The 23,152-nt window shown below is 65.7% G+C and carries 19 protein-coding genes; 6 read left to right on the top strand and 13 right to left on the bottom strand.

All coding sequences use genetic code 11. The annotated features are described in order from the left end of the window. Positions 1 to 2,105 (bottom strand): primosomal protein N' (locus Q0D31_RS21470; RefSeq protein WP_291855796.1); only part of this gene is annotated, 2,105 nt, incomplete at its 3' end. Between the two features lie 113 nt (positions 2,106 to 2,218). On the opposite strand from Q0D31_RS21470, the gene Q0D31_RS21465 reads away from it, so the two are divergent. Further along, a complete protein-coding gene (locus Q0D31_RS21465; protein ID WP_291855791.1) occupies positions 2,219 to 3,190 on the top strand; it encodes a tyrosine recombinase XerC in 972 nt (323 codons plus the stop codon). Positions 3,191 to 3,308: 118 nt separating this feature from the next. Beyond that, entirely contained in the window at positions 3,309 to 3,899 is a 591-nt protein-coding gene (locus Q0D31_RS21460; protein WP_291855788.1) for a DUF4337 domain-containing protein, read from the top strand. Positions 3,900 to 4,106: 207 nt separating this feature from the next. Here Q0D31_RS21460 and lpdA read toward each other — a convergent pair whose 3' ends face one another. From lpdA to Q0D31_RS21405, 11 genes are all read right to left on the bottom strand, one after another. Next, entirely contained in the window at positions 4,107 to 5,510 is a 1,404-nt protein-coding gene (lpdA, locus tag Q0D31_RS21455; protein WP_291855785.1) for a dihydrolipoyl dehydrogenase, read from the bottom strand. Positions 5,511 to 5,545: 35 nt separating this feature from the next. Then, the gene (locus Q0D31_RS21450) at positions 5,546 to 6,295 is read right to left on the bottom strand and encodes an SDR family oxidoreductase (protein WP_291855782.1); all 750 of its coding nucleotides are present in this window, start codon (positions 6,293 to 6,295) and stop codon (positions 5,546 to 5,548) included. Positions 6,296 to 6,371: 76 nt separating this feature from the next. Next, the gene (gene odhB, locus Q0D31_RS21445; RefSeq protein WP_291855779.1) at positions 6,372 to 7,601 is read right to left on the bottom strand and encodes a 2-oxoglutarate dehydrogenase complex dihydrolipoyllysine-residue succinyltransferase; all 1,230 of its coding nucleotides are present in this window, start codon (positions 7,599 to 7,601) and stop codon (positions 6,372 to 6,374) included. 159 nt (positions 7,602 to 7,760) lie between these two features. Beyond that, positions 7,761 to 10,718, bottom strand: a complete 2,958-nt coding sequence (locus Q0D31_RS21440; RefSeq protein WP_291855776.1) for a 2-oxoglutarate dehydrogenase E1 component — start codon at positions 10,716 to 10,718, stop codon at positions 7,761 to 7,763. A gap of 136 nt (positions 10,719 to 10,854) precedes the next feature. Further along, positions 10,855 to 11,739 carry a succinate--CoA ligase subunit alpha gene (gene sucD / locus Q0D31_RS21435; protein WP_291855773.1) on the bottom strand — a complete coding sequence of 295 codons (885 nt, stop codon included), beginning with the start codon at positions 11,737 to 11,739 and terminating at the stop codon, positions 10,855 to 10,857. A 53-nt stretch (positions 11,740 to 11,792) separates the two neighbouring features. After that, a complete protein-coding gene (locus Q0D31_RS21430; protein ID WP_291855769.1) occupies positions 11,793 to 12,269 on the bottom strand; it encodes a DUF1579 family protein in 477 nt (158 codons plus the stop codon). A gap of 2 nt (positions 12,270 to 12,271) precedes the next feature. Then, entirely contained in the window at positions 12,272 to 13,471 is a 1,200-nt protein-coding gene (gene sucC, locus Q0D31_RS21425; RefSeq protein WP_291855766.1) for an ADP-forming succinate--CoA ligase subunit beta, read from the bottom strand. 107 nt (positions 13,472 to 13,578) lie between these two features. Beyond that, positions 13,579 to 14,547, bottom strand: coding sequence for a malate dehydrogenase (gene mdh / locus Q0D31_RS21420; protein WP_291855763.1), 969 nt, complete (start codon positions 14,545 to 14,547; stop codon positions 13,579 to 13,581). 234 nt (positions 14,548 to 14,781) lie between these two features. Continuing rightward, the gene (gene zapE / locus Q0D31_RS21415; protein WP_291855760.1) at positions 14,782 to 15,966 is read right to left on the bottom strand and encodes a cell division protein ZapE; all 1,185 of its coding nucleotides are present in this window, start codon (positions 15,964 to 15,966) and stop codon (positions 14,782 to 14,784) included. A gap of 95 nt (positions 15,967 to 16,061) precedes the next feature. Beyond that, the gene (gene thpR / locus Q0D31_RS21410) at positions 16,062 to 16,598 is read right to left on the bottom strand and encodes an RNA 2',3'-cyclic phosphodiesterase (protein ID WP_291855755.1); all 537 of its coding nucleotides are present in this window, start codon (positions 16,596 to 16,598) and stop codon (positions 16,062 to 16,064) included. 176 nt (positions 16,599 to 16,774) lie between these two features. Further along, entirely contained in the window at positions 16,775 to 17,479 is a 705-nt protein-coding gene (locus Q0D31_RS21405) for an arylesterase (RefSeq protein ID WP_291855752.1), read from the bottom strand. On the opposite strand from Q0D31_RS21405, the gene Q0D31_RS21400 reads away from it, so the two are divergent. The 4 genes from Q0D31_RS21400 (at position 17,478) to Q0D31_RS21385 (ending at position 22,448) form a co-directional block, all read left to right on the top strand. Further along, positions 17,478 to 18,191, top strand: coding sequence for an ABC transporter ATP-binding protein (locus Q0D31_RS21400; protein ID WP_291855749.1), 714 nt, complete (start codon positions 17,478 to 17,480; stop codon positions 18,189 to 18,191). The two genes, Q0D31_RS21405 and Q0D31_RS21400, sit on opposite strands and share 2 nt — an antisense overlap. Further along, positions 18,188 to 20,758, top strand: coding sequence for an ABC transporter permease (locus Q0D31_RS21395; protein WP_291855746.1), 2,571 nt, complete (start codon positions 18,188 to 18,190; stop codon positions 20,756 to 20,758). The genes Q0D31_RS21400 and Q0D31_RS21395 overlap by 4 nt, the downstream gene beginning before the upstream one ends. A 275-nt stretch (positions 20,759 to 21,033) precedes the next feature. Further along, positions 21,034 to 21,825, top strand: a complete 792-nt coding sequence (locus Q0D31_RS21390; RefSeq protein ID WP_291855743.1) for a Bax inhibitor-1/YccA family protein — start codon at positions 21,034 to 21,036, stop codon at positions 21,823 to 21,825. 86 nt (positions 21,826 to 21,911) lie between these two features. Next, on the top strand, positions 21,912 to 22,448 hold the full coding sequence (locus tag Q0D31_RS21385) for a GNAT family N-acetyltransferase (RefSeq protein WP_291855739.1): 537 nt from the start codon (positions 21,912 to 21,914) through the stop codon (positions 22,446 to 22,448). Positions 22,449 to 22,486: 38 nt separating this feature from the next. On the opposite strand, the gene Q0D31_RS21380 is transcribed toward Q0D31_RS21385, so the two are convergent. Beyond that, positions 22,487 to 22,858: a DUF2794 domain-containing protein gene (locus Q0D31_RS21380; RefSeq protein WP_291855736.1), complete on the bottom strand. Its 372-nt coding sequence runs from the start codon at positions 22,856 to 22,858 to the stop codon at positions 22,487 to 22,489. Positions 22,859 to 23,152 lie beyond the last annotated feature (294 nt).

Here is a 23,152-nt window from a genome sequence, read left to right as displayed (position 1 = left end):
CGCAGCGACTTCACCAGCAGGCGGAAGCGGTAGCGGCCCTTGATGACGGCCAGCGGCGCCTCGGCAGGGCCGAGCACCTGGATGCGCTCGTCGATCGGCGCGGTGGCGGCGAGCCTGCGCGCGAAACTTTCGGCGGTGGGGCGGTCGCCGGCGGAGATGATCAGGCTCGCCAGCCGACCGAACGGCGGATAGCCGGCGCGCTCGCGCGCCTCGATCTCGCTGGCATAGAACGCCTCGCGGTCGCTGGCGACCAGCGCCTTCATCACGGGATGCTCGGGCTGGTGGGTCTGCAGATATCCGACCCCGCGGCCCTGATCCCGCCCGGCGCGGCCGATCACCTGGTTGAGCAGCTGGAACGTCCGCTCGGCGGCGCGCGGATCGCCGTTGCCGAGGCCCAGATCCGCATCGACCACGCCGACCAGATTGAGGCGCGGGAAGTTATGCCCCTTCGCCACCAGCTGGGTCCCGATGATGATGTCGACGCGGCCTTCGGCGATGTCGTTCAGCTCGCTACGCATGGCCTCGATCGAAGTGATCAGGTCGCTCGACAGCACTATGGTGCGGGCTTCCGGAAACAGCGCCGCGGCCTCCTCCTGCAGCCGTTCGACGCCCGGGCCCACTGCGACCAGCGATTCCTCGGCCTGGCAATGCGGGCAGATGTTCGGGCGCGGCATCGAGAAACCGCAATGATGGCAGACCAGCCGCTGACGAAAGCGATGATCGACCAGCCAGGCGTCGCAGATGGTGCAGGCAAAGCGGTGCCCGCAGGCCCGGCACAGGGTCAGCGGCGCGTAGCCGCGGCGATTGAGGAACAACAGCGCCTGTTCGCGCTTCTCGATCGCGAACCGGATTTGCTCGGCGAGAACAGGCGAGATGAAGCGGCCGCGCGGCGGCGGGGCGCGGCGCAGGTCGATCGCCTCGATATGCGGCATGTGCTGGCCGCCGAACCGCGACGGCAGCGCGACGCGCTGATAGCGTCCCTTGCGCGCGTTGACCTCGGTTTCGACCGACGGCGTCGCCGACGCCAGCACGATCGGAATCTTCGCGATATGGGCGCGCACCACCGCCATGTCGCGGGCGTGGTAATGCGCGCCTTCGTCCTGCTTGTAGGCCTGGTCGTGTTCCTCGTCGACGATGATCAGGCCGAGATCCGCATAGGGCAGAAACAGCGCCGAGCGCGCGCCGACCACGACCGGCGCGCTGCCTGCCGATATCGCCGCCCAATTGCGCTGCCGCGTGCGCGGCGTCAGTTCGGAATGCCATTCCAGCGGACGCACGCCGAAGCGTTCGGCGAAGCGATCGAGAAACTGTCCGGTCAGCGCGATCTCCGGCATCAGGATCAGCGACTGCTTGCCGCGCCGGATGATTTCGGCCACCGCCTCGAAATAGACCTCGGTCTTGCCCGAGCCGGTGACGCCGTCGAGCAGCGCGACGTGAAAGCTGCCGCTGGCGGCGAGCGCCCGCATGGCATCGACCGCCGTGCGTTGCTGGCGGGAAAACTCCGGCTGCGCAAAGCCGGGATCGGGCGCCGGCGGCGGCGGTGGCGGCGGCATCGCCTCGATGGCGAGCGTGCCTTCGTCGACCAGGCCGTCGACCACCCCGGCGCTGACGCCGGCTTCCCGCGCGGCTTCCGACTTGCCGTGCAACAGGCCGTCCGACAGCGCCGCGATCAGGCGCTGTCGCGCCGGCGTCAGGCGCCGCGGCGCCTCGCCGACCAGCCGCACGCCGAGCCGCATCCGCTCCGGCCCGAGATTCTCGCCCATGCGCAGCGCCATGCGCAGCACCATGCCGCGCGCCGACAGGGTGTAGGTGGCGACCCAGTCGACCAGGCTGCGCAACTCATCCTTCAGCGGCGGCACGTCGAGCTTTTCGCCGACGTCCTTCAGGCGGTTGTGCAGGCGCGGATCGGGATTGGCGTTCTCCGCCCACACCACCCCGACCACCTCGCGCGCGCCGAGCGGCACGCAAACGACGTCGCCGGGCTGCAGCGCCATGCCGCGCGGCACCCGGTAGGAATAGGCCTGGTTGAGCGCAACCGGCACCAGCACGTCGACGACGCGCGTTGCGGATGCGGATGAGGTGCTGGTGCGGGCGGCGCGGTCCATCGGGAATCGGGCGTGAGGTATCCGCAGCAAGGCTAGCGCCGCCGCGGCAAGTTAGCGAACAGTAAACGAAGGAGGTGCGATATAAGGGAATCACCGCCTCCAGGACAGGGGTCATGGCCAAGCCAGTTCCGGCACTTCAACCGATCGAGCTCGACTGCGCCGACGAGGGCCTCGCCCGCGAGATGGCGCGCTGGCTGACGCATCTGCGCGCCGAGCGGCGGCTGTCGCCGAAAACGCTCGAAGCCTATGCGCGCGACCTGCGCCAATGCCTCGTTTTTCTGGCCGGGCACTGGGGCGGAAAGGTTACGTTGAAGCGCTTTGCGGCGCTGGAAGCCACCGACATCAGGGCGTTCATGGCGATGCGCCGCGCCGACGACATTGGCGGGCGGTCCTTGATGCGGGCGCTGGCGGGGCTGCGTTCATTCGGGCGTTTTCTGGAACGGGAGGGCAAGGGCAGGGTCGGCGCATTGTCGGCGATCCGCGCCCCCAAGATCGGCAAGAGCCTGCCGAAGCCGATCCAGATCGCGGCCGCCAGGCGCTTCGCCGATGCCGACGAGCGCGCCGGCGAGACCCGCGATCCCTGGATCTGGGCGCGCGACGCCGCGGTGATGGCGCTGCTCTACGGATCAGGCCTGCGCATCTCCGAGGCGCTCGGGCTCAAGCGCCAGGACGTGCCCAGGCCCGGCGAAGGCGACGTCATCATCGTGACCGGCAAGGGCAATAAGACCCGGATGGTGCCGGTACTGCAGAACGTGCTGGCGCTGATCGCCGAATATATCGCGATGTGCCCGCATCCGCTGCCGCCGACCGGTCCGATCTTCGTCGGCGCCCGCGGCGGGCCGCTTTCGCCGCGGATCATCCAGCTGACCATGGCGCGGCTGCGCGGCGCGCTCGGCGTGCCCGACAGCGCGACGCCGCATGCGCTGCGGCATTCCTTCGCCACCCATCTGCTCAGCCGCGGCGGCGATCTGCGCTCGATCCAGGAACTGCTCGGCCACGCCTCGCTTTCGACCACGCAGATCTACACCGGCATCGACGCCGAGCGGCTGCTGGAAGTGTACAAGACCGCGCATCCGCGCCGCTAGAATCTTCCGGCGCCCGCCGCCGACACACTCCCGTCACATCGATGGCTTCCTCGGCATGCCCCTTGCGCCGGCGTTGCGGTTCGGCAATCGTGCCGCCGCCAATGGCAGGAGGGGAATCATGGGCGCACATGAAAGCATGGAGCATGCCGAGCACGCCGAGCACGCATCAGGATCGAACAAGCGGATCGCGTTGCTGATCGCCGTGATCGCGCTGTTCCTGGCGCTGTCGGAAACGCTGGGCAAGGGGGCGCAGACCGAATCCATCAGCAAGAATGTCGAGGCTTCCAACCTGTGGGCGTTCTTCCAGGCCAAAAGCATCCGGCGCACCGTAGTCCAGGCCACCTCGGAGCATGCCAAGCTCAGCCTCGGGACGGTCAATGACGCCGCCGCCAAGGCGGCGCTGCAAAAGCAGATCGACGACTGGACCAAGACCGCGGCGCGCTATCGCTCGGAGCCAGAAACCGGCGAAGGCTCGGAAGAACTGGCCAAGCGCGCCAAGCAGGCCGAGAAGCAGCGCGACGACGCGACGGCGAAGTACCACCATTACGAGATCGCCTCGGCCGCCTTCCAGATCGGCATCGTGCTGGCTTCGGCCACCATCATCACCGGCATGATCGTGCTGGCCTGGGCGTCAGGCGTGCTGGCGATCGCGGGCATCGGCATGACCTTGCTCGGCCTCTACGCGCCGCATCTGCTGCATCTGCATTGAGTAGAAAACTCCCTCTCCCGCGTGCGGGGGAGGGTCGGGGTGGGGGTGCCGCCGCGAGTAACACTGTCCGTTTGGAGAGACCTTCCCCCACCCGTATCGCATCTTCGATGCGATACGACCTAAGAGCGAGCTTCGCTCGTCTCGACCCCGCAAGCGGGAGAGGTGAAGACCTCACCGCGCCCCGTGCACGCTCAAGCGGAAACTCGATCACATATGGATCGCGCGCTTGCCGACCGCAAGCGCGGCTTCCTTGACCGCCTCCGAGCGGGTGGGATGGGCATGGCAGGTCCGCGCCAGATCCTCGGCGGAGCCGCCGAACTCCATCAGAACGGCCGCTTCATGGATCAGTTCGCCGGCCTCGCGGCCGACGATGTGCACGCCAAGCACACGATCGGTCTTCGCATCCGCCAGAATCTTCACGAAACCATCCGTGGTCTGGTTGACCTTGGAGCGGCCGTTGGCGGTGAAGGGAAACTTGCCCGTTGTATAGGCCACGCCGGCCTGCTTCAGCTCTTCCTCGGTCTTGCCGACCGACGACACTTCCGGCGTGGTGTAGACGACGCCGGGAATGACGTCGTAGTTCACGTGCCCGGCCTGTCCGGCGATGATTTCGGCGCAGGCGACGCCCTCGTCCTCGGCCTTGTGCGCCAGCATCGGGCCGGCGACCACGTCGCCGATCGCATAGACGCCCTTCACGCTGGTGGAGAAATGCGCGTCGATCTGCACCCGGCCGCGATCGTCGAGCGCGATGCCGGCTTCCTTGCAGCCGAGCCCCTCGGTGTAGGGCACCCGGCCGATGGCGACCAGCACCACGTCGGCTTCCAGCGTTTGCGCGGCGCCGCCCGCCGCCGGCTCGACCGCCGCCTTCAGCGTCTTGCCCGACTTGTCGACGCCGGTCATCTTGGCGCCGAGCTTGAACGCAAAGCCCTGCTTCTCGAGGATGCGCTGGAATTGCTTGGCCACCTCGCCGTCCATGCCGGGCAGGATGCGATCGAGGAACTCGACCACAGTCACCTTGGCGCCGAGCCGGTGCCACACCGAGCCGAGCTCCAGCCCGATCACGCCGGCGCCGACGATCAGGAGGCTGGACGGCACCTTGTCGAGCGACAGCGCGCCGGTCGAGGATACGATGCGCTTCTCGTCGATCTCGATGCCCTTCAGCCGCGCGATGTCGGAGCCGGTGGCGATGACGATGTTTTTCGCCTCCACCGTCCGCGCCTTGCCGTCGCCGGCGGTGACTTCGACCTTGCCGGCGCCGAGGATCCGGCCCTTGCCGCTGATAATTTCGATCTTGTTCTTCTTCATCAGGAACTCGACGCCCTTGACGTTGCCGTCGATGCCCTGCTGCTTGAAATTCATCATCGCGGGCAGGTCGAGCTTCGGCGTGGAAACGCCGATGCCCATTTTCGCAAACGAATGCGAGGCCTCCTCGAACATCTCGGACGCATGCAGCAGCGCCTTCGACGGCATGCAGCCGACATTGAGGCAGGTGCCGCCCAGCGTCGGGTTCTTCTCGACCACGGCGACCTTCATGCCGAGTTGCGCCGCGCGCACCGCGCAGACATATCCGCCCGGTCCGGTGCCGATGACGACGAGATCGTAGGTGGCCATGATCGAGGTCCTGTAGCTGGGAAGCGTCTCAGGCGTCAGCGCCCGCCTGACACATCGAGAGTGGTACCGGTGACATAGGAGGCCTCGTCCGACATCAGCCAGACGATGGCATTGGCGATTTCATCTGCGGTACCGACGCGCTTCATCGGCACCATGGGCGCGAGCCGGTGCGCGCGGTCGGGCTCGCCGCCGGCGGCGTGGATTTCAGTGTCGATGAGTCCGGGCCGGATTCCCGCGACGCGGATGCCTTCACCCGCGACTTCATGGCCGAGGCCGACCGTAAAGGAGTCGATCGCGCCCTTGGAGGCGGCATAATCGACATAGGTGTTGGGCGCGCCGAGCCTGGCCGCCACCGAGGAGATGTTGACGATGACGCCGCCCTTGCCGCCATGTTTGGTCGACATGCGCTTGACGGCCTCGCGCGCGCACAGAATGCTGCCGGTGACGTTGATCGCCATCACGCGCTGGATGCGCTCGGCCGACATCTCGTCGACCCGCACGCCACTTTTGCCGACGATGCCGCCATTGTTGACGAGTGCGCCGAGCGTGCCGAATGCGTCAGCCGCCTTGAAAAGCGCGAGAATGTCCGCCTCGCTGGCGACATCGCATTTCACGGCAATGGCCTTGCCGTTCTTGCCCTCGATCAGCGAAACGACTTCGTTCGCGGCGCCCTGATTGCTTGCGTAGCCGACCACGACGCGATAACCGCGCGCGGCGGCAGCAAGCGCGGTGGCGCGGCCGATGCCGCGGCTGCCGCCGGTAATCACAACAACCTTGTCCGTCACATCAGCCCCCACAAGTCAACGCGCATTGAACGACAGTTCGCGACACCGGCCGCGAGCGCAACGTCGGCAGTCGATACTAGAGATCCAGCACCAGCCGCGCCGGATCCTCCAGGCTTTCCTTGACACGGACCAGGAACGTCACCGCTTCCTTGCCGTCGATCACGCGGTGATCGTAGGACAGCGCCAGATACATCATCGGGCGGATTTCGACCTTGCCGGCGACCACCATCGGGCGCTCCTGGATCTTGTGCATGCCGAGGATGCCGGATTGCGGCGCGTTCAGGATCGGCGTCGACATCAGCGAACCGTAGATGCCGCCATTGGTGATGGTGAAGGTGCCGCCCTGCATCTCGTCGATCTTGAGCTGGCCATCGCGGGCGCGGCGGCCGAAATCGGCAATGGCCTTCTCGATGTCGGAAATCGACTTCTGGTCGCAGTCGCGCACCACGGGCACGACCAGGCCCTTGTCGGTGCCGACGGCAACCCCGATGTGATAATAATTCTTGTAGATCAGGTCGGTGCCGTCGATCTCGGCGTTGACGGCCGGAATGTCCTTCAGCCCCTGCACCACGGCCTTGGTGAAGAAGCCCATGAAGCCGAGCTTGCTGCCATGCTTCTTCTCGAACACGTCCTTGTATTGCGACCGCATCGCCATGATGTGGCTCATATCGACCTCGTTGAAGGTCGTGAGCATCGCCGCCGTGTTCTGCACGTCCTTCAGCCGCCGCGCGATGGTCTGGCGCAGCCGCGTCATCTTCACGCGCTCCTCGCGCGCGGCGTCGTCGGCGGGTGACGGCGCGCGCACCTGCACGGAGGCCGCCGGCTGATTGACCGGGGTCGGCGCCGATGCCGCCTTCTCGATCGCGGCCAGCATGTCGCCCTTGGTGACGCGGCCGTCCTTGCCGGAGCCGGGCACGGTCGCGGCGTCGACGCCGCTGTCGGCGGAGAGTTTTCTCACCGACGGCGCCAGCGGCGCATCGGCGGCGGCGGATTTCGACGCCGCAGCGGGCGCTGGCGCTGGCGCTGCCGCTGCCCTGGCGGCGACGGGCGCCGACCGGGCGCCGCCGGTTGCGCCGTCGTTGATCTGCCCGAGCAGCGCGCCGACGGCGACGGTCTCGCCGTCCTTGGCCGCGATCTCGCCGAGCACGCCGGCGGAGGGCGCCGGCACTTCGATGGTGACCTTGTCGGTCTCGAGTTCGACCAGCGGCTCGTCCACCGCCACGGCGTCGCCGGCCTTCTTGAACCAGCGGCCGATGGTGGCTTCCGTGACGGACTCGCCGAGCGTCGGAACACGTATTTCAGTCATGGTCTGTTTCCTCAATTGATTCCACTGTCATCGTCCGCGGAGGCGGACGATCCAGTACTCCGAGACGGTCGCGATCCTAGAATGAACGGCTCGGCGTACTGGATGCCCCGCTCCAGTGCGCAATTGCGCACAAGGCGGAGCATGACGAACGGTGATTTCCTAACCGAGCGCCTCATCCAGCATCGCCTTGAGCTGCGCCAGGTGCTTCGACATCAAGCCGGTGGCGGTCGCGGCCGAGGCCGCGCGGCCGGCGTAGCGGGGCCGCCGGTTCGGCGCATGGACCTGGTTCAGCACCCATTCGAGATAGGGCTCGATGAAGTGCCACGCCCCCATGTTGCGCGGCTCCTCCTGGCACCAGACCACTTCGGCATTCTTGAAGCGGGCGAGCTCCTGCACCAGCGCCTTCAGCGGCACCGGATAAAGCTGCTCGACGCGCAAAATGTAGATGTCGTCGACGTCGCGCTTCTCGCGCTCCTCGTACAGATCGTAATAGACCTTGCCCGCGCACAGCACGACGCGGCGGATCTTGTCGTCCGCGACCAGCCTGATCTTCTCGCCGGGCAGAATCTGCGCGTCGTCATAGAGGATGCGGTGGAAGGTGGCGTCGGCGCCCAGTTCATCCAGCCGCGATACCGCGCGCTTGTGCCGCAACAGCGACTTCGGCGTCATCAGGATCAGCGGCTTGCGGATCTCGCGATGGAGCTGGCGGCGCAGCACGTGGAAATAATTCGCCGGCGTCGTGGGATACACTACCTGCATGTTGTCTTCGGCGCACATCTGCAGGAAACGTTCGAGCCGCGCCGAGGAGTGCTCCGGTCCCTGCCCTTCATAGCCATGCGGCAGCAGGCAGACGAGACCGGACATCCGCAGCCATTTGCGTTCGCCGGAGGAGATGAACTGATCGAACAGCACCTGCGCGCCGTTGGCGAAGTCGCCGAACTGGGCTTCCCACATCGCCAGCGCCTTCGGCTCCGCCAGCGAATAGCCGTACTCGAAACCGAGCACCGCCTCCTCTGACAGCAGCGAGTTGATGACCTCGTAGTGACCCTGGTCGTGGCCGAGATGGTTGAACGGCGTGTAGCGGCTCTCGTCTTCCTGGTCGATCAGCACCGAATGGCGCTGCGAGAAGGTGCCGCGCTCGGAGTCCTGTCCCGACAGCCGGACGTGATGGCCTTCCTGCAACAGCGTGCAGAACGCCAGCGCCTCGCCGGTGGCCCAGTCGATGCCGACGCCGTTGTCGATCGCCTTGGCGCGGTTTTCCAGGAAACGCTGGATGGTGCGGTGGACCCGGAAACCGTCCGGCACCCTGGTGATCTTGCGCCCGATCTCCTTGAGGAGATTGACGTCGACGCCGGTAACGCCGCGACGGGCGTCCTCTTCCTGGTCGGCGGACTTGAAGCCGGCCCATTTGCCGTCGAGCCAGTCGGCCTTGTTCGGCTTGTAGCCGGAGCCGGCCTCGAGCTCGGCATCGAGCCGCGCGCGCCAGTCGGCCTTGGCCTTCTCGACCTCGCCCTCGGTTATCACGCCGTCGGCGATCAGCCGCTTGGAATAGATCTCGACCGTACCGGGATGCGTTGCGATCCTCTTGTACATCACCGGCTGGGTGAACGCCGGCTCGTCGCCCTCATTGTGGCCGTGGCGGCGGTAGCAGAACATGTCGATGACGACCGGCTTGTGGAACTTCTGCCGGAACTCGATCGCGACCTTGGCCGCGAAGACTACCGCTTCCGGATCGTCGCCGTTCACATGGAAGATCGGCGCGTCGATCATCTTCGCGACGTCGGAGGGATAGGGCGAGGAGCGCGAATACCGCGGATAGGTGGTGAAGCCGATCTGGTTGTTGACGATGAAATGCAGCGAGCCGCCGGTGCGGTAACCCTTCAGGTCGGACAGGGCGAAGCATTCGGCCACCACGCCCTGGCCGGCGAACGCGGCGTCGCCATGCATCAGCATCGGCAGCACGGAAATGCGCATGTCCGGCGGATCGCCGTGCTGGTCCTGCTTGGCGCGCACCTTTCCGAGCACCACGGGATCGACGATCTCAAGATGCGACGGGTTGGCGGTCAGCGACAGATGAATGCGGTTGTTGTCGAACTCGCGGTCTGACGACGCGCCGAGATGGTATTTGACGTCGCCGGAGCCTTCGACCGCGTCGGGATTGGCGGAGCCGCCCTTGAACTCATGGAACAGCGCGCGGTGCGGCTTGCCCATCACCTGGGTCAGCACGTTAAGCCGGCCGCGATGCGGCATGCCCAGGACGATCTCCTTTACGCCGAGATTGCCGCCGCGCTTGATGATCTGCTCCAGCGCCGGGATCAGCGATTCTGCGCCGTCGAGGCCGAAGCGCTTGGTGCCGGTGAACTTGAGATCACAGAACTTCTCAAAGCCTTCGGCCTCAATCAGCTTGTTGAGGATGGCGCGACGTCCCTCGCGGGTGAAACTGATTTCCTTGTCCGGGCCCTCGATGCGCTCCTGGATCCAGGCCTTCTGCGCGGCGCTGGTGATGTGCATGAACTCGACGCCGAGCGTCTGGCAGTAGGTGCGCTCGCAGATCGCCACAATCTCGCGAAGCGTGCCGTATTCGAGGCCAAGGACGTGGTCGAGGAAGATCTTGCGGTCGAAATCGGCTTCGGCAAAGCCGTAGCTGCGCGGATCGAGCTCTTCGCGATCGCGCGGCGCCTCGATGCCGAGCGGATCGAGCTTGGCGTGGAAGTGGCCACGCATGCGGTAGGCGCGGATCAGCATCAGGGCGCGAACCGAATCGCGCGTCGCCTGGTTGACGTCAGCGGCCGAGAGCTCCGCGCCCTTGGCCTGCGCCCTGGCAGAAAGCTTGGCGCCGACGGTTTTCTCCACCGTGGCCCAGTTGCCATCGAGCGCCGAGGTCAGCTCGTCGCGCGGGGTGATCGGCCAGTTGTCGCGCCCCCAGGAGGCGCCCCCGGCGTTCTTCTGGACGTCGGCGGGGGCGTCTTTCAGGCTCTTGAAGAACTCCTGCCAGTCGCGATCGACCGATGCGGGGTCCTGCTCATAGCGGGCATAGAGGTCGTCGATATAGGCGGCGTTGGTGCCCTGCAAAAACGAGGAGAGAGCAAATGCAGCATTCGCGTCCTGGCGAGACATGATGGCGTCCTGGTGGTTTCAGCTTTGGCGCATGGAAGACGGCGCTTTAGCGGGCGCGGGGAAGCGAACCGCCGAATGGGGGAATCTTTACCCTATTTGGGGCGGATGTTCGCGCCGAAAAGAGCCAAGAAGTGAATTAAGACTTCAATTTTTCGGCAAGCGTGTGCCCGAGCCGCGCCGGGGACAGCGAAACCGTGATTCCGGCCGATTCCATCGCCGCGGTCTTGGAGCCGGCGTCGCCCTTGCCGCCGGAGATGATTGCGCCGGCATGGCCCATGCGGCGGCCGGGCGGGGCGGTGACGCCGGCGATAAAGCCGACAATCGGCTTGCTGCGCCCGCGCCTCGCCTCGTCCTTGATGAATTGGGCAGCGTCTTCTTCGGCCGAGCCACCGATTTCGCCGATCATGATGATCGAGGTGGTCCTGGGATCGGCCAGGAACATCTCAAGCACGTCGATGAATTCCGTGCCCTTGACCGGGTCGCCGCCGATTCCGACCGCGGTGGTCTGGCCGAGGCCTTCCTGGGTGGTCTGGAATACCGCCTCATAGGTCAGCGTGCCCGAGCGGGAGACGATGCCGACGCTGCCGGGCTTGAAGATGTTGGCCGGCATGATGCCGATCTTGCATTCGCCGGCGGTCATCACGCCCGGACAGTTCGGCCCGATCAGCCGCGATTTCGAGCCCGACAGCGCGCGCTTGACCTTGACCATGTCGAGCACCGGAATGCCCTCGGTGATGCAGACGATCAGCGGGATTTCCGCGTCGATCGCCTCGCAGATCGCATCCGCCGCGCCCGGCGGCGGCACGTAGATCACCGAGGCGTCCGCTCCGGTTTTTTCGCGCGCCTCGGCGACGGTGTCGAACACCGGCAAATTGAGATGCTTCGAGCCGCCCTTGCCCGGCGAGGTGCCGCCGACCATTTTCGTCCCGTAGGCGATCGCGGCTTCCGAATGAAAGGTGCCGTTCTTGCCGGTAAACCCCTGGCAGATGACTTTGGTGTTCTTGTCGATCAGGACGGACATGATGGATGACGCTTTCGTGGATGGCCGGGAAAAGCAGGCTGGAAAGAATTGGCTTATTTGACCCGCCGGTAGACGCCGGTGAGCACGTCGGCCCACCCCTCGGAATCGGGTGAGAACTGGATCTTCATGGTGTAGCTGTCGCTGTCGACGATTTCGTAGACGTGGCGCGCATTGCCGCGCAGCGAGCCGCGCACCAGGATCAGCGTCTTGCCGGTCCAGCCGCCGGAGGCCGGCGCCGGCGAATAGTAGCCGAGCGAATCGTGCCAGAACAGCTTGTAGTGCCGGTCGTCGCGGTCATAGGTGAACACGCCATGGGTGGCGAAGGTCTCCTTGCCGTCGCGCAACTGGCGGGTGTCCTGGATCAGGTAGAAGCCGTTGAGATCGACGCGGGCGACCACATGCGAGGTGGCCGGCCCGCCCGCGGTCCAGCGCGACGGGTAAACCATCTCCTCGCCCTTCCATTCGCCGGCGAACACCGAGAGCTTGCGGTGTTCTTCCAGCGGCGTCGGCGCGGCGAGATGGTCGGCCATCGTTACCCTCCCTTGACGGCTTTCACGATCTTCTGGGCGGCATCGTCGAGATTGTCGCCCGCCAGCACGTTGAGGCCGCTTTCGCGGATGATCTTCTTGCCGGCGTCGACATTGGTGCCTTCGAGCCGCACCACCAGCGGCACTTTGAGGCCGACCTGCTTCACCGCGGCAACCACGCCCTCGGCGATCACGTCGCACTTCATGATGCCGCCGAAGATGTTGACCAGAATGCCCTTGACCTTGGGATCGGCGGTGATGATCTTGAACGCCGCCGCCACCTTTTCCACGGTGGCGCCGCCGCCGACGTCGAGGAAGTTGGCCGGCTCCATGCCGTAGAGCTTGATGATGTCCATGGTCGCCATGGCAAGGCCGGCGCCGTTGACCATGCAGCCGATGGTGCCGTCCAGCGTCACGTAATTGAGATCGTATTTCGACGCCTCGATCTCCTTGGCGTCTTCTTCGGTCAAATCGCGCAACGCCACCGCAATCTCAGGATGGCGGAAGAGCGCGTTGTCGTCGAACGAGACCTTGGCGTCGAGCACACGCAGTTCGCCCTGCCTGGTGACGACCAGCGGATTGATCTCCAGCATCGCCATGTCCTTGGCGACAAAGGCGCTGTAGAGTTGCGCCACCAGCTTCTCCGCCTGCCTGGCGAGGTCGCCGGTAAGATTGAGCGCCTTCGCCACCCTGCGGCCGTGATGGCCCATGATGCCGGTGACGGGATCGACCGAGAAGGTCACGATCTTTTCCGGCGTCTGGTGGGCGACTTCCTCGATATTGACACCGCCTTCGGTCGAAACCACGAACGACACTTCGCTGGTTTCGCGGTCGACCAGGATCGAGAGATAGAACTCCTTGTCGATATCGGAGCCTTCCTCGATGTAGAGGCGGTTGACCTGCTTGCCGGCCGCGCCGGTCTGGATCGTGACCAGGGTTGCGCCCAGCATCTGCTTGGCGAATTCGTTGACCTCGGCGATCGACCTGGCGATGCGGACGCCGCCCTTGTCCCCGGCGGAGGCCTCCTTGAACTTGCCCTTGCCGCGGCCGCCGGCGTGGATCTGGCTCTTCACCACCCAGATCGGGCCGGGAAGCGCCCTGGCGGCGGCGTCCGAATCCGAGGCATTCAGGACAGCGACGCCGCGTGAAATCGGCACGCCGAATTCATGCAGCAGGGCCTTGGCCTGGTATTCATGGATGTTCATCTGGACGTTCCCCAAAACCCGGTGCGGCGATTGCTACAGTTTAGCCAAGAACAGAACGCCGCCTGAAAAGGCTTCCGGCCCGCCAGCGGGCCGGAATAGCGGACAGATCAACGTCCGAGCAGGTCGGGCGCGATCTTCTTGCAGGCGTCAACGAGGCCCTGGACCGCCCCCACCGACTTGTCGAAAGCTTCACGGTCCTTGCCGGCGAGCTCGATCTCGACGATGCGTTCGACTCCCTTGGCGCCGATCACGACCGGCACGCCGACATACATGTCCTTCACGCCGTATTCGCCGTTGAGGTAGGCGGCACAGGGCAGCACGCGCTTCTTGTCCTTCAGGTAGCTTTCGGCCATCGCGACCGCAGAAGCCGCCGGCGCGTAGAAGGCCGAGCCTGTTTTCAGCAGGTTGACGATTTCGGCGCCGCCATTGCGGGTCCGGTCGACGATCTCGTCGATGCGCGCCTGCGAGGTCCAACCCATCTTGACGAGATCGGGCAGCGGAATGCCGGCGACGGTGGAATAGCGCGTCAACGGTACCATGGTGTCGCCATGGCCACCGAGCACGAAGGCGGTGACGTCCTCGACCGAAACATTGAATTCGTCGGCGAGGAAGTAGCGAAACCGCGAGGAGTCCAGCACACCGGCCATGCCGACCACCTTCTTGTGCGGCATGCCGGAAGCCTTCTGCAGCGCCCACACCATCGCATCCAGCGGGTTGGTGATGCAGATGACGAAGGCATCGGGGGCGTATTTCTTGATGCCGGCGCCGACCTGCTCCATGACCTTGAGGTTGATGCTCAGGAGATCGTCGCGGCTCATGCCGGGCTTGCGCGGCACCCCGGCGGTGACGATGCAGACCTTGGCGTTGTCGAGCGCCTCATAGGAATTGGCGCCGGTCAGATGGGCGTCGAAACCGTCCACCGGGGAGGACTGCGCGATGTCGAGCGCCTTGCCCTGCGGCACGCCCTCGGCGATATCGAACATCACGACGTCGCCCAGTTCCTTCAGGCCGATGAGGTGAGCCAGCGTTCCGCCGATCTGACCGGAGCCAATCAAGGCAATCTTGTCGCGCGCCATGGGAAATCTGTCCTTCTGAAACGAGAGGAGGGGTGAACAGGAAGCTGGGTGGCTGGTTATCTCTTTCGATAAGCGGGTTCAAGTCGGCGCGTACCTATTCTCGATCCTGCCCTGATTTCGGTCAGGCCCCAGTTCGTCATTCCGGGGCATCGCGCAGCGATGAACCCGGAATCTCGCGCCTCAACTTCTGGATTCCGGGTTCGCGCTGACGCGCGCCCCGGAATGACGGCGGCGTCACGTCTCCACCAGTCCCGTGCTCGACCCGCTCGCTGCGGAGTCCGTTCGGCCATGCGGGAGCGCCAGGTAGGACTGGGAGCTCATTTCGATCAGCCGTGACGAGGTCCGCCTGAACTCGCTGGCCTCGATGCCGTCGGTGGCCCGATACAGCGCCGCCGGATCGGCCTCCGCCGAGGCCATCAGCTTCACCGCGTTGTCGTAGAGCGTATCGATCAGCGCGATGAAACGCTTGGCCGCGTTGCGTTCGGCGTAATCCATGACCGGAATGCGGTCGATCAGGATGGTGTGATAATCATGCGCCAGCCGCAGATAGTCCGACGCGGCCAGCGGCTTCTCGCAAAGATCGGCAAACCCAAATCGCGCGACGCCGCGCGCCGAACAGGGCACGCGCAGAAGCCGGCCCTTGATGGCAATGTCGCGCGGCCTGCAGGGGGCGTTGCCGGTCATCCTGCCCCAGGCGCGGTCAAGCGCGGCGCCGGCCTCATCGTCCGGCGGCACCAGCCACATCTTGACGCCAACGAGCTTCTCCAGCCGGAAATCGGTGCGCGCATCCAGCCGCAGCACGTCCATGCCGTCAGCGATCTGCGCGATGAAGGGCAGAAACAGCGCACGGTTGAGGCCGCCTTTGTAAAGATCCTCAGGCGCGACGTTCGAGGTCGCCACCACCACGGTGCCGAGCTCGAACAGTTTCGCGAACAGCCGCCCCAGGATCATGGCGTCGGCGATGTCGGTGACGTGGAATTCATCGAAGCACAACAGCCACGCCTCGTCGAAGATGGCATTCGCCGTCAGCGCGATCACGTCGCCATCGCCGACCTCGCCGCGCGCGATATTCTGGCGATAGCCGTAGATCCGCTCGTGGACCTCGGCCATGAATTCGTGGAAATGGGCGCGGCGCTTGTGCCGGACCGGGCTCTGCTGAAAGAACATATCCATCAGCATGGTCTTGCCGCGGCCAACATCGCCGTGGACGTAGAGACCCCGCGGCGAGGGCTCTTTCCTGTCGGCGAACAGCCGGCCGAGAAGGCCCTGCCTGCGCAACGGCTTGTAGCTCGACAGCCGCTCCTCAAGTGCGGCGAACGCCTCGGCTGCAGTGGCCTGCGCGGGGTCGGCCTCGATGGCGCCGGAGGCGACGAGGGCCTGGTATTGCGCGCGGAACGAGGTGGGTTGGCCCGACAGCATGGCCCCCTTACGGCCTCAAACGTGCGGAAATTGCAAGCCGCGAATTGGTGCTGGGGGCATGCAAGCACGACGCTGCACGCCGAAACCGTAGCTCGTCACGCGCTCAACGCGTAGGAATCCTCGACCACATAGGGCCCGCCGCCGGTGGAGGCGCGGGAGGAGAACAGCACGAATCGCGAGGCCAGGAAGGTACGGCTCGGAAAATAGCCGCGCACCGAAAGATAATCGGCAACGTCCTGGCTGGAGGCGTCATGCAGCCGCGCCAGGGTCACATGCGGGGTGAATTTGCGACCCTCGGGATCGAGCCCGATCCGCTGCATCAGCCGCTCAAGCTCGGCCTGCAGTTCGATCAGCGGCCGGCTCGGCTCGACGGAAGCCACCACGGCGCGCGGTTTCTTGCCGCCAAAGCTCTGCAAGCCCCGCACCTTGACCTCGAATGGCCGGCGGTTGACCCGGACCAGCATCGAGGCGATTTCGTTGGCCGACATGCCGTCGATATCGCCGATAAAGCGCAAGGTGACGTGGTAATTTTCGGGATCGATCCAGCGGGCGCCGGGAAGGCCGCCGCGCAAATGGGAGAGGCCCTGGCCGATCTCGGCCGGAATTTCCAGTCCAGCGAACAAACGCGGCATCGCAAAGTCCTCGATGCAAAGGCGCAAGGCCAGAGGCTTGCGCCTGACGGCAAACCCGGTGACGAATCACCGATTTGCAATTTTTACCTGACTTGTATGACCCTGCGAAGCACCCGGCGCGGGCGCAGCGCATGGCTGCCGGAAAAATCGGGGTAACGTTATCGGTTATCCCCTTGTCAACTCCGTTGCGGGGATAGGGTGCCGAGAAGCGCCTCCACCGCAGGCAGGATATTCTTCACGATGACATCGATGCCCTCCGCGGTCGGATGCAGCCCGTCGGGCTGGTTCAGCCTGGCGTCGGCAGCGACCCCCTCCAGAAAGAACGGATAGAGCGGCACGCCAAAGGATTTCGAAAGATCCCGATAGATCGCGTTGAAGCGGGCGGCGTAGTCGCTGCCGTAGTTCGGCGGGGCGAGCATGCCGCACAAGAGAACGGCGATGTTGCGCGCCTTCAGCCGCGTCAGGATATCGGCCAGCGCAGCGCGGGTGACCGCGGGGTCGGTCCCGCGCAGGGCGTCATTGGCGCCGAGTTCCAGGATCACCGCTTCAGTCCCCTCGGGGATCGACCAATCCAGCCGGTCGCGGCCCCCGGTGGAGGTATCGCCGGAGACCCCGGCATTGATCATGTCGACCTTCAACCCTTTGCCATTCAAAGCGCTTTTCAGCCGAGCCGGGAATGCCGCCGACGCCGGCAGGCCGTAGCCGGCGCTTAAGGAATCGCCGAGGACGACCATCTTGACGGACCTCCCCGGCGCGGCGGCCGGGGCCTGGGCGAAAACCGGGCCCGCGGTCATCAAGGCCATCAACAACACGGCTATGTGCGCAAACATTCGCCTCCGGCCCTCGACCCGAGCGGCGGAAGTGCCATATGACCGAGCCATGGACAGTCTCATCGAATCCCCTTCCCTGACCGGCCTCGGGCCGGACACCATTTGCATTTCCAACGTCAACCTCTCGCTCGGCTCCGGCCCTGCACGCGTTCATATCCTGAAAGATATCAGCCTTCGCGTGGCGTCCGGCGAAGCGATCGGCCTGGTCGGTCCATCAGGTTCGGGCAAATCGACCTTGCTGATGGTGATGGCGGGGCTGGAGCGTCCTGACAGCGGAGAGGTGGTGGTCAGCGGCACCCCGTTCAATGCCCTCGACGAGGATGCGCTGGCCCGCTTTCGCGGCCGCCAGGTCGGCATCGTGTTCCAGTCCTTTCACCTGATCCCGACCATGACGGCACTGGAGAACGTCGCGGTGCCGCTGGAACTCGCGGGCAATCCCGCGGCCGCGCAGCGCGCCGCGCAGGAACTGACCGCAGTCGGTCTCGGCGATCGCCTGCACCATTATCCGACCCAATTGTCCGGCGGCGAACAGCAGCGCGTGGCGCTGGCACGGGCGCTGGCGCCCGACCCGGCGATCCTGGTCGCGGATGAGCCCACCGGCAACCTCGATGAGGCGACCGGCCGGCAGATCGTCGATCTGCTGTTCACCAAACACGCCGAGCGCGGCATGACGCTGGTGCTGGTGACGCACGACACCGCGCTGGCGCAGCGCTGCGACCGGGTGGTCCGGCTGCGTTCGGGCCGCATCGACGGCCATTCATGACCGCCATCTCAGAACCGGTTTACCGCAGCCGCGCGTCAGCGCTGGCGTTGCGTTATGCCTTGCGCGAAATGCGCGGCGGCCTGCGCGGCTTTTACGTCTTCATCGCCTGCATTGCGCTCGGCGTGATGGCGATCGCCGGAGTCGGCTCGGTTGCCGCCAGCCTCAGCGCAGGCCTGGCCCGCGAGGGGCGGACACTGCTGGGCGGCGACGTCGCGTTTTCGCTGATCCAGCGCGAGGCCAAGCCGGAGGAAATCGCCTTCCTGCGCGCGCGCGGCCAGGTGTCGGTGGCGGCGGCGTTGCGCGTCATGGCCCGCGGCCAGGACGACAGGCTGGCGCTGGTTGAATTGAAGGCCGTGGACGGCAGCTACCCGATGCTGGGGGAAGTGACGCTCCAGCCCCAGATGCCGATGGCGGATCTGCTGGCCGAGCGCGATGGCGCGTTCGGCGCGGCGGTCGATACCACCTTGCTGGCGCGGCTCGACCTCAATCTCGGCGACCGCATCGGCATCGGCAACGCCACCTTCCAGATCCGCAGCGTGGTCGGCGCCGAGCCGGACAAACTCGCCGGCAATGTCGGGCTGGGTCCGCGCGTCCTCGTCAGCGAAGCGAGCCTGCGCGCCACCGGCTTGCTGCAACCCGGCAGCCTGGTTCGCTGGATGTACCGGGTGAAACTGCCCGACAATGCGGCCGACGAACGCGGCGCGGCCCGCCTGGAAGAAAGCGCCCGGAGCGCCCTGCCGGAAGCCGGCTGGTGGATCCGCAGCCGCAACAATGCCTCGCCGCAGCTCGAACGCACCATCCAGCGCTTCACCCAGTTCCTGACGCTGGTCGGCCTTGCCGCGCTGCTGGTCGGCGGCGTCGGCGTCGCCAACGCGGTCAAAAGCCACATCGATCGCCGCCGCGATGTCATCGCCGCCTACAAGGCGCTGGGCGCCACCGGACGCGACGTTTTCACGATCTATCTGACCCAGGTGGTCGTGCTGGCCGGGATCGGTTCGGCGATCGGGTTGGCGCTCGGCGCCGCCTTGCCGTTCCTCATCGTGGCCCTGTTCGGCAAACTGCTGCCGCTGCCGGTGATCCCTGCCTTGCATCCCGGTGAACTGGCGCTGTCGTTCATCTACGGCCTGCTCACCGCGCTGGCGTTCGGGCTGTGGCCGCTGGGCCGGGCGCACGACGTGCCGGTCGCGGCGCTGTTTCGCGACGAGGTCGCCCGTGAATGGCGCCGCCCGCGCTGGAGCTACCTTGCGCTGATGGCCGTGGTGATCGCGCTGCTGGTCGCGGTCGCCATCGGGCTCGCTTACGACAAGCGGATCGCGGCCGTGTTCGTCGGCGCTTCGGTCGCCGTATTCGCGCTGCTGCGTGGCGTCGCCGCTGGCCTGATGGCGCTGGCACGCCGGCTGCCCCGGAGCCGGATCACCATGCTGCGGCTGGCGATCGCCAACATCTACAGGCCCGGCGCATTGACGCCCTCGGTTGTGATGTCGCTCGGCCTCGGGCTCGCCGTGCTGGTCACGATCACCCAGATCGACGGCAATCTGCGCCGGCAATTCCTCGCCGCGCTGCCGGAGCGGGCGCCCTCGTTCTTCTTCATCGACATTCCGACCGCCGACGCTGACCGCTTCGGCGCCTTCCTGAAGCAGATCGCGCCGCAATCAACCGTCGAAGACGTGCCGATGCTGCGCGGGCGCATCGTCGCCGCCCGCGGCGTCAAGGCCGACGAACTGAAGCCGTCGCAGGATACCGAATGGGTGCTGCAAAGCGATCGCGGGCTGACCTATACGCGCGAAATTCCGAAGGGTTCGAGGATCGTCGAGGGCCAATGGTGGAGCGCCGACTATGCCGGCCCCGCGCTGGTGTCGATGGAAAAGAAGATCGCCGACGGTCTGCGGCTCAAGATTGGCGACGAACTCGTCGTCAACGTGCTCGGCCGGGACATCACGGCTCGAATCAGCAATTTGCGCGAGGTGGACTGGCAGGGGCTCGGCATCAATTTCGTGCTGGCGTTCTCGCCCAACGCCTTCAAGGGCGCGCCGCACAGCCATGTCGCGACGCTGTCCGAGAAAGAGCCGGACCCGGCCGGCGACGCCCGGATCATCCGGCAGGTGGCCGACGCCTTCCCGATGGTGACCAGCGTACGGGTGCGCGAGGCGCTGCAAACCGTCGGCACGGTCGTCACCAACCTGGTGGTCGCGATCCGCGGCGCCAGTGCGGTGACGCTGATCTCGGCGGTCCTGGTGCTCGGCGGCGCGCTGGCCGCCGGCCACCGCCACCGGGTCTACGACGCAGTCATCCTGAAGACGCTGGGCGCAACGAGGGCCCGCCTGCTCGGCGCCTATGCCCTGGAATACCTGATGATCGGGTTGGCGACCGCGGTGTTTGGCGTGATCGCCGGCTCGATCGCGGCCTGGCTGATCGTTAGCCGGCTGATGACGCTGAGCTTCATCTGGCAGGCCGGCAGTGCGGCTGTCGTGGTCATGGTCGCCCTGATCGTCACGGTCGGCCTCGGCCTGGCCGGGACCTTGCTGGCCCTGAACCAGAAACCGGCCGGCGTGCTGCGGAATTTGTGACAATTTGTAGCGGACGGCGGACGGCGTTAACCTTGGGCTTGCGACAGAATAGCAGCCAGAAGCGACATTCAGCCGCGCGTGGAAGCTTGCGCGAAATGTGCTAGTTTCCCACATACGAACCAAGGTTCAGTTGGTGGGTTTGACGAGTCAGTTTGGATGACGCCGCTAAGGGGTGTCAGTTCGGCTGGTGTCGGCAGACCGGGCCACCTGAGTTAAAATCTAACCGGCGCCGCAAACTCCTTGCGCTCCGCCGGGCAACCAACGGGAATTCGACCATGTCGGACCTAGACCGCAACTACGCTTCTCCTTTCGGCCGGGCCGCCGGGCGCGTCGATGCCGCCGCCGTCGATGCCGGCCTGCGCTCCTATATGCTGCGCATCTACAATTACATGAGCATCGGCCTGGCCATCACGGGCTTTGCGGCGCTCGGCGTCTACATGGCCGCCGTGACCACCGATCAGGCCGGGGCCGCCGCCAAATTTGGCAACGCGTTCCTGACCCCGTTCGGCTACGCGATGTATGTCAGCCCGCTGAAGTGGCTGTTCATCCTCGCCCCGCTGGCGATGGTGTTCGCGATTTCCGCCGGCATTAACCGGCTGCGGCCGGCCGTAGCCCAGGTGCTGTTCTGGGTGTTCGCGGCGCTGATGGGCATTTCGCTGTCGTCGATCTTCCTGGTGTATACCCACACCTCGATCGTGCGGGTGTTCTTCATCACCGCGGCGACCTTCGGCGCGCTCAGCCTCTATGGCTATACCACCAAGCGTGACATGAGCGGCCTCGGGTCGTTCCTGTTCATGGGCCTGGTCGGCGTCATCATCGCCAGCGTGGTCAACCTGTTCCTGGCCAGCTCGATGCTGCAGTTCATCGTCTCGGTGGTCGGTGTCCTCGTGTTCGCGGGCCTCACCGCCTTCGACACCCAGCGGCTGAAGAACGACTATATCTACGGCTACGCCTCCCAGGGTGGCGAAGTGGCGGAGCGCGCGGCGATCACCGGTGCGCTGTCGCTCTACCTGAACTTCATCAACCTGTTCACGCTGCTGCTGCAGCTGCTCGGACAGCGCGAATAGGCGCTGCCTGCCCGGTTTGCGAGTTGAAGCCCCGGTCTTGCGACCGGGGCTTTTTCTTTGTTCGGGTATGCTGATATCTTGCAGTCATGACTGCTCCCGAAATCCGGCCCGCCACCGAGGCCGACCTCGCCGCCATCACTGAAATATACGAACACGCGGTGCGCTACGGCACCGCCACCTTCGAGCTGATCCCGCCCGATCTGGCCGAGATGACGCGTCGGTTCAGGGCGCTGGTGGACGGCGGCTTTCCCTATCTTGTCGCCACGGTCGACGGCCGCGTGATCGGATATGCCTATGCCGGCCCCTACCGGCCGCGGCCGGCCTACCGCTTCACGGTGGAGAACTCGGTCTATCTGCAGCCCGCCATCCAGCGCCGCGGCATCGGCCTGCATTTGATGCAGCGGCTGATCGCCGAATGCGAGGCCCGCGGCTATCGGCAGATGATCGCCGTGATCGGCGATTCCGCCAACGCCGGCTCGATCGGTGTGCACGCCAGGACCGGATTTCAGATGATCGGAACCCACCCCGATGTCGGCTTCAAGTTCGGCCGCTGGCTTGACACGGTTATGATGCAGCGCCCGCTCGGTGAAGGCTCGACCACCCTGCCGAGCGACGGCGCATAGCTACGCCCGGCCGATTCCTTGTTGCAGGGGTGGCGCGATCACACCACGGCCAGCTTGCGGTCGATGACCAGCAGCACCCGCTCGAGCTCGTGGCCGCGGCGCATGATCAGGCCGGTCGCCGAGATTACGCTGTACATGCCTTGCTTGCGCGCCAGCCGCGGGTCCTTCTCGATGCGATAGATCGGAACTTCGGAAGCGCGGCGGAACACCGAGAACACCGCCCGGTCCTTCAGGAAGTCGATGGCGTAGTCGCGCCACTCGCCATCGGCAACCATTCGCCCGTACAGGTTCAGGATTCGGTTGAGTTCGAGACGGTTGAATGTGACGCGATTTGGCGGCGGGATCGCTGCGACGGCGCGCGCCGCCGCGCGACTCTCGCTTGGATCGGCGTCCTCCGACATCGAGCTCATGGCGCGTCTCCTGGCGTGACCGGCGCCCTCGCGTTCCGAAACGGATCCCGGTCCGGGAGCGCGCCAAAGAAGCCATGATCGCGCCAACCGCCGGGCGCTGCAAGTGGATTGTAAACGCAGGGGAAACGGCTGAGGCCCTCCCGACTCCTCCGATCTGGCAGAAACAGACGATTCACGGGATCGTTAGCGGAATCTTATTGCTGCCCCACTTCTGCCCACCGACCGCCCCGCTGACTTGGCATAAAGAATCACTGCGATGGCCCGGTTCTTTCGGTTCCGGATTCCTCAGCCCCC

The sequence above is a fragment of the Bradyrhizobium sp. genome, assembly GCF_022844465.1.
Classification (GTDB): Bacteria; Pseudomonadota; Alphaproteobacteria; order Rhizobiales; family Xanthobacteraceae; genus Bradyrhizobium.
The sequence above is the reverse complement of the archived record's forward strand: the minus strand, read 5'-3'. Positions and strand labels throughout refer to the sequence as shown.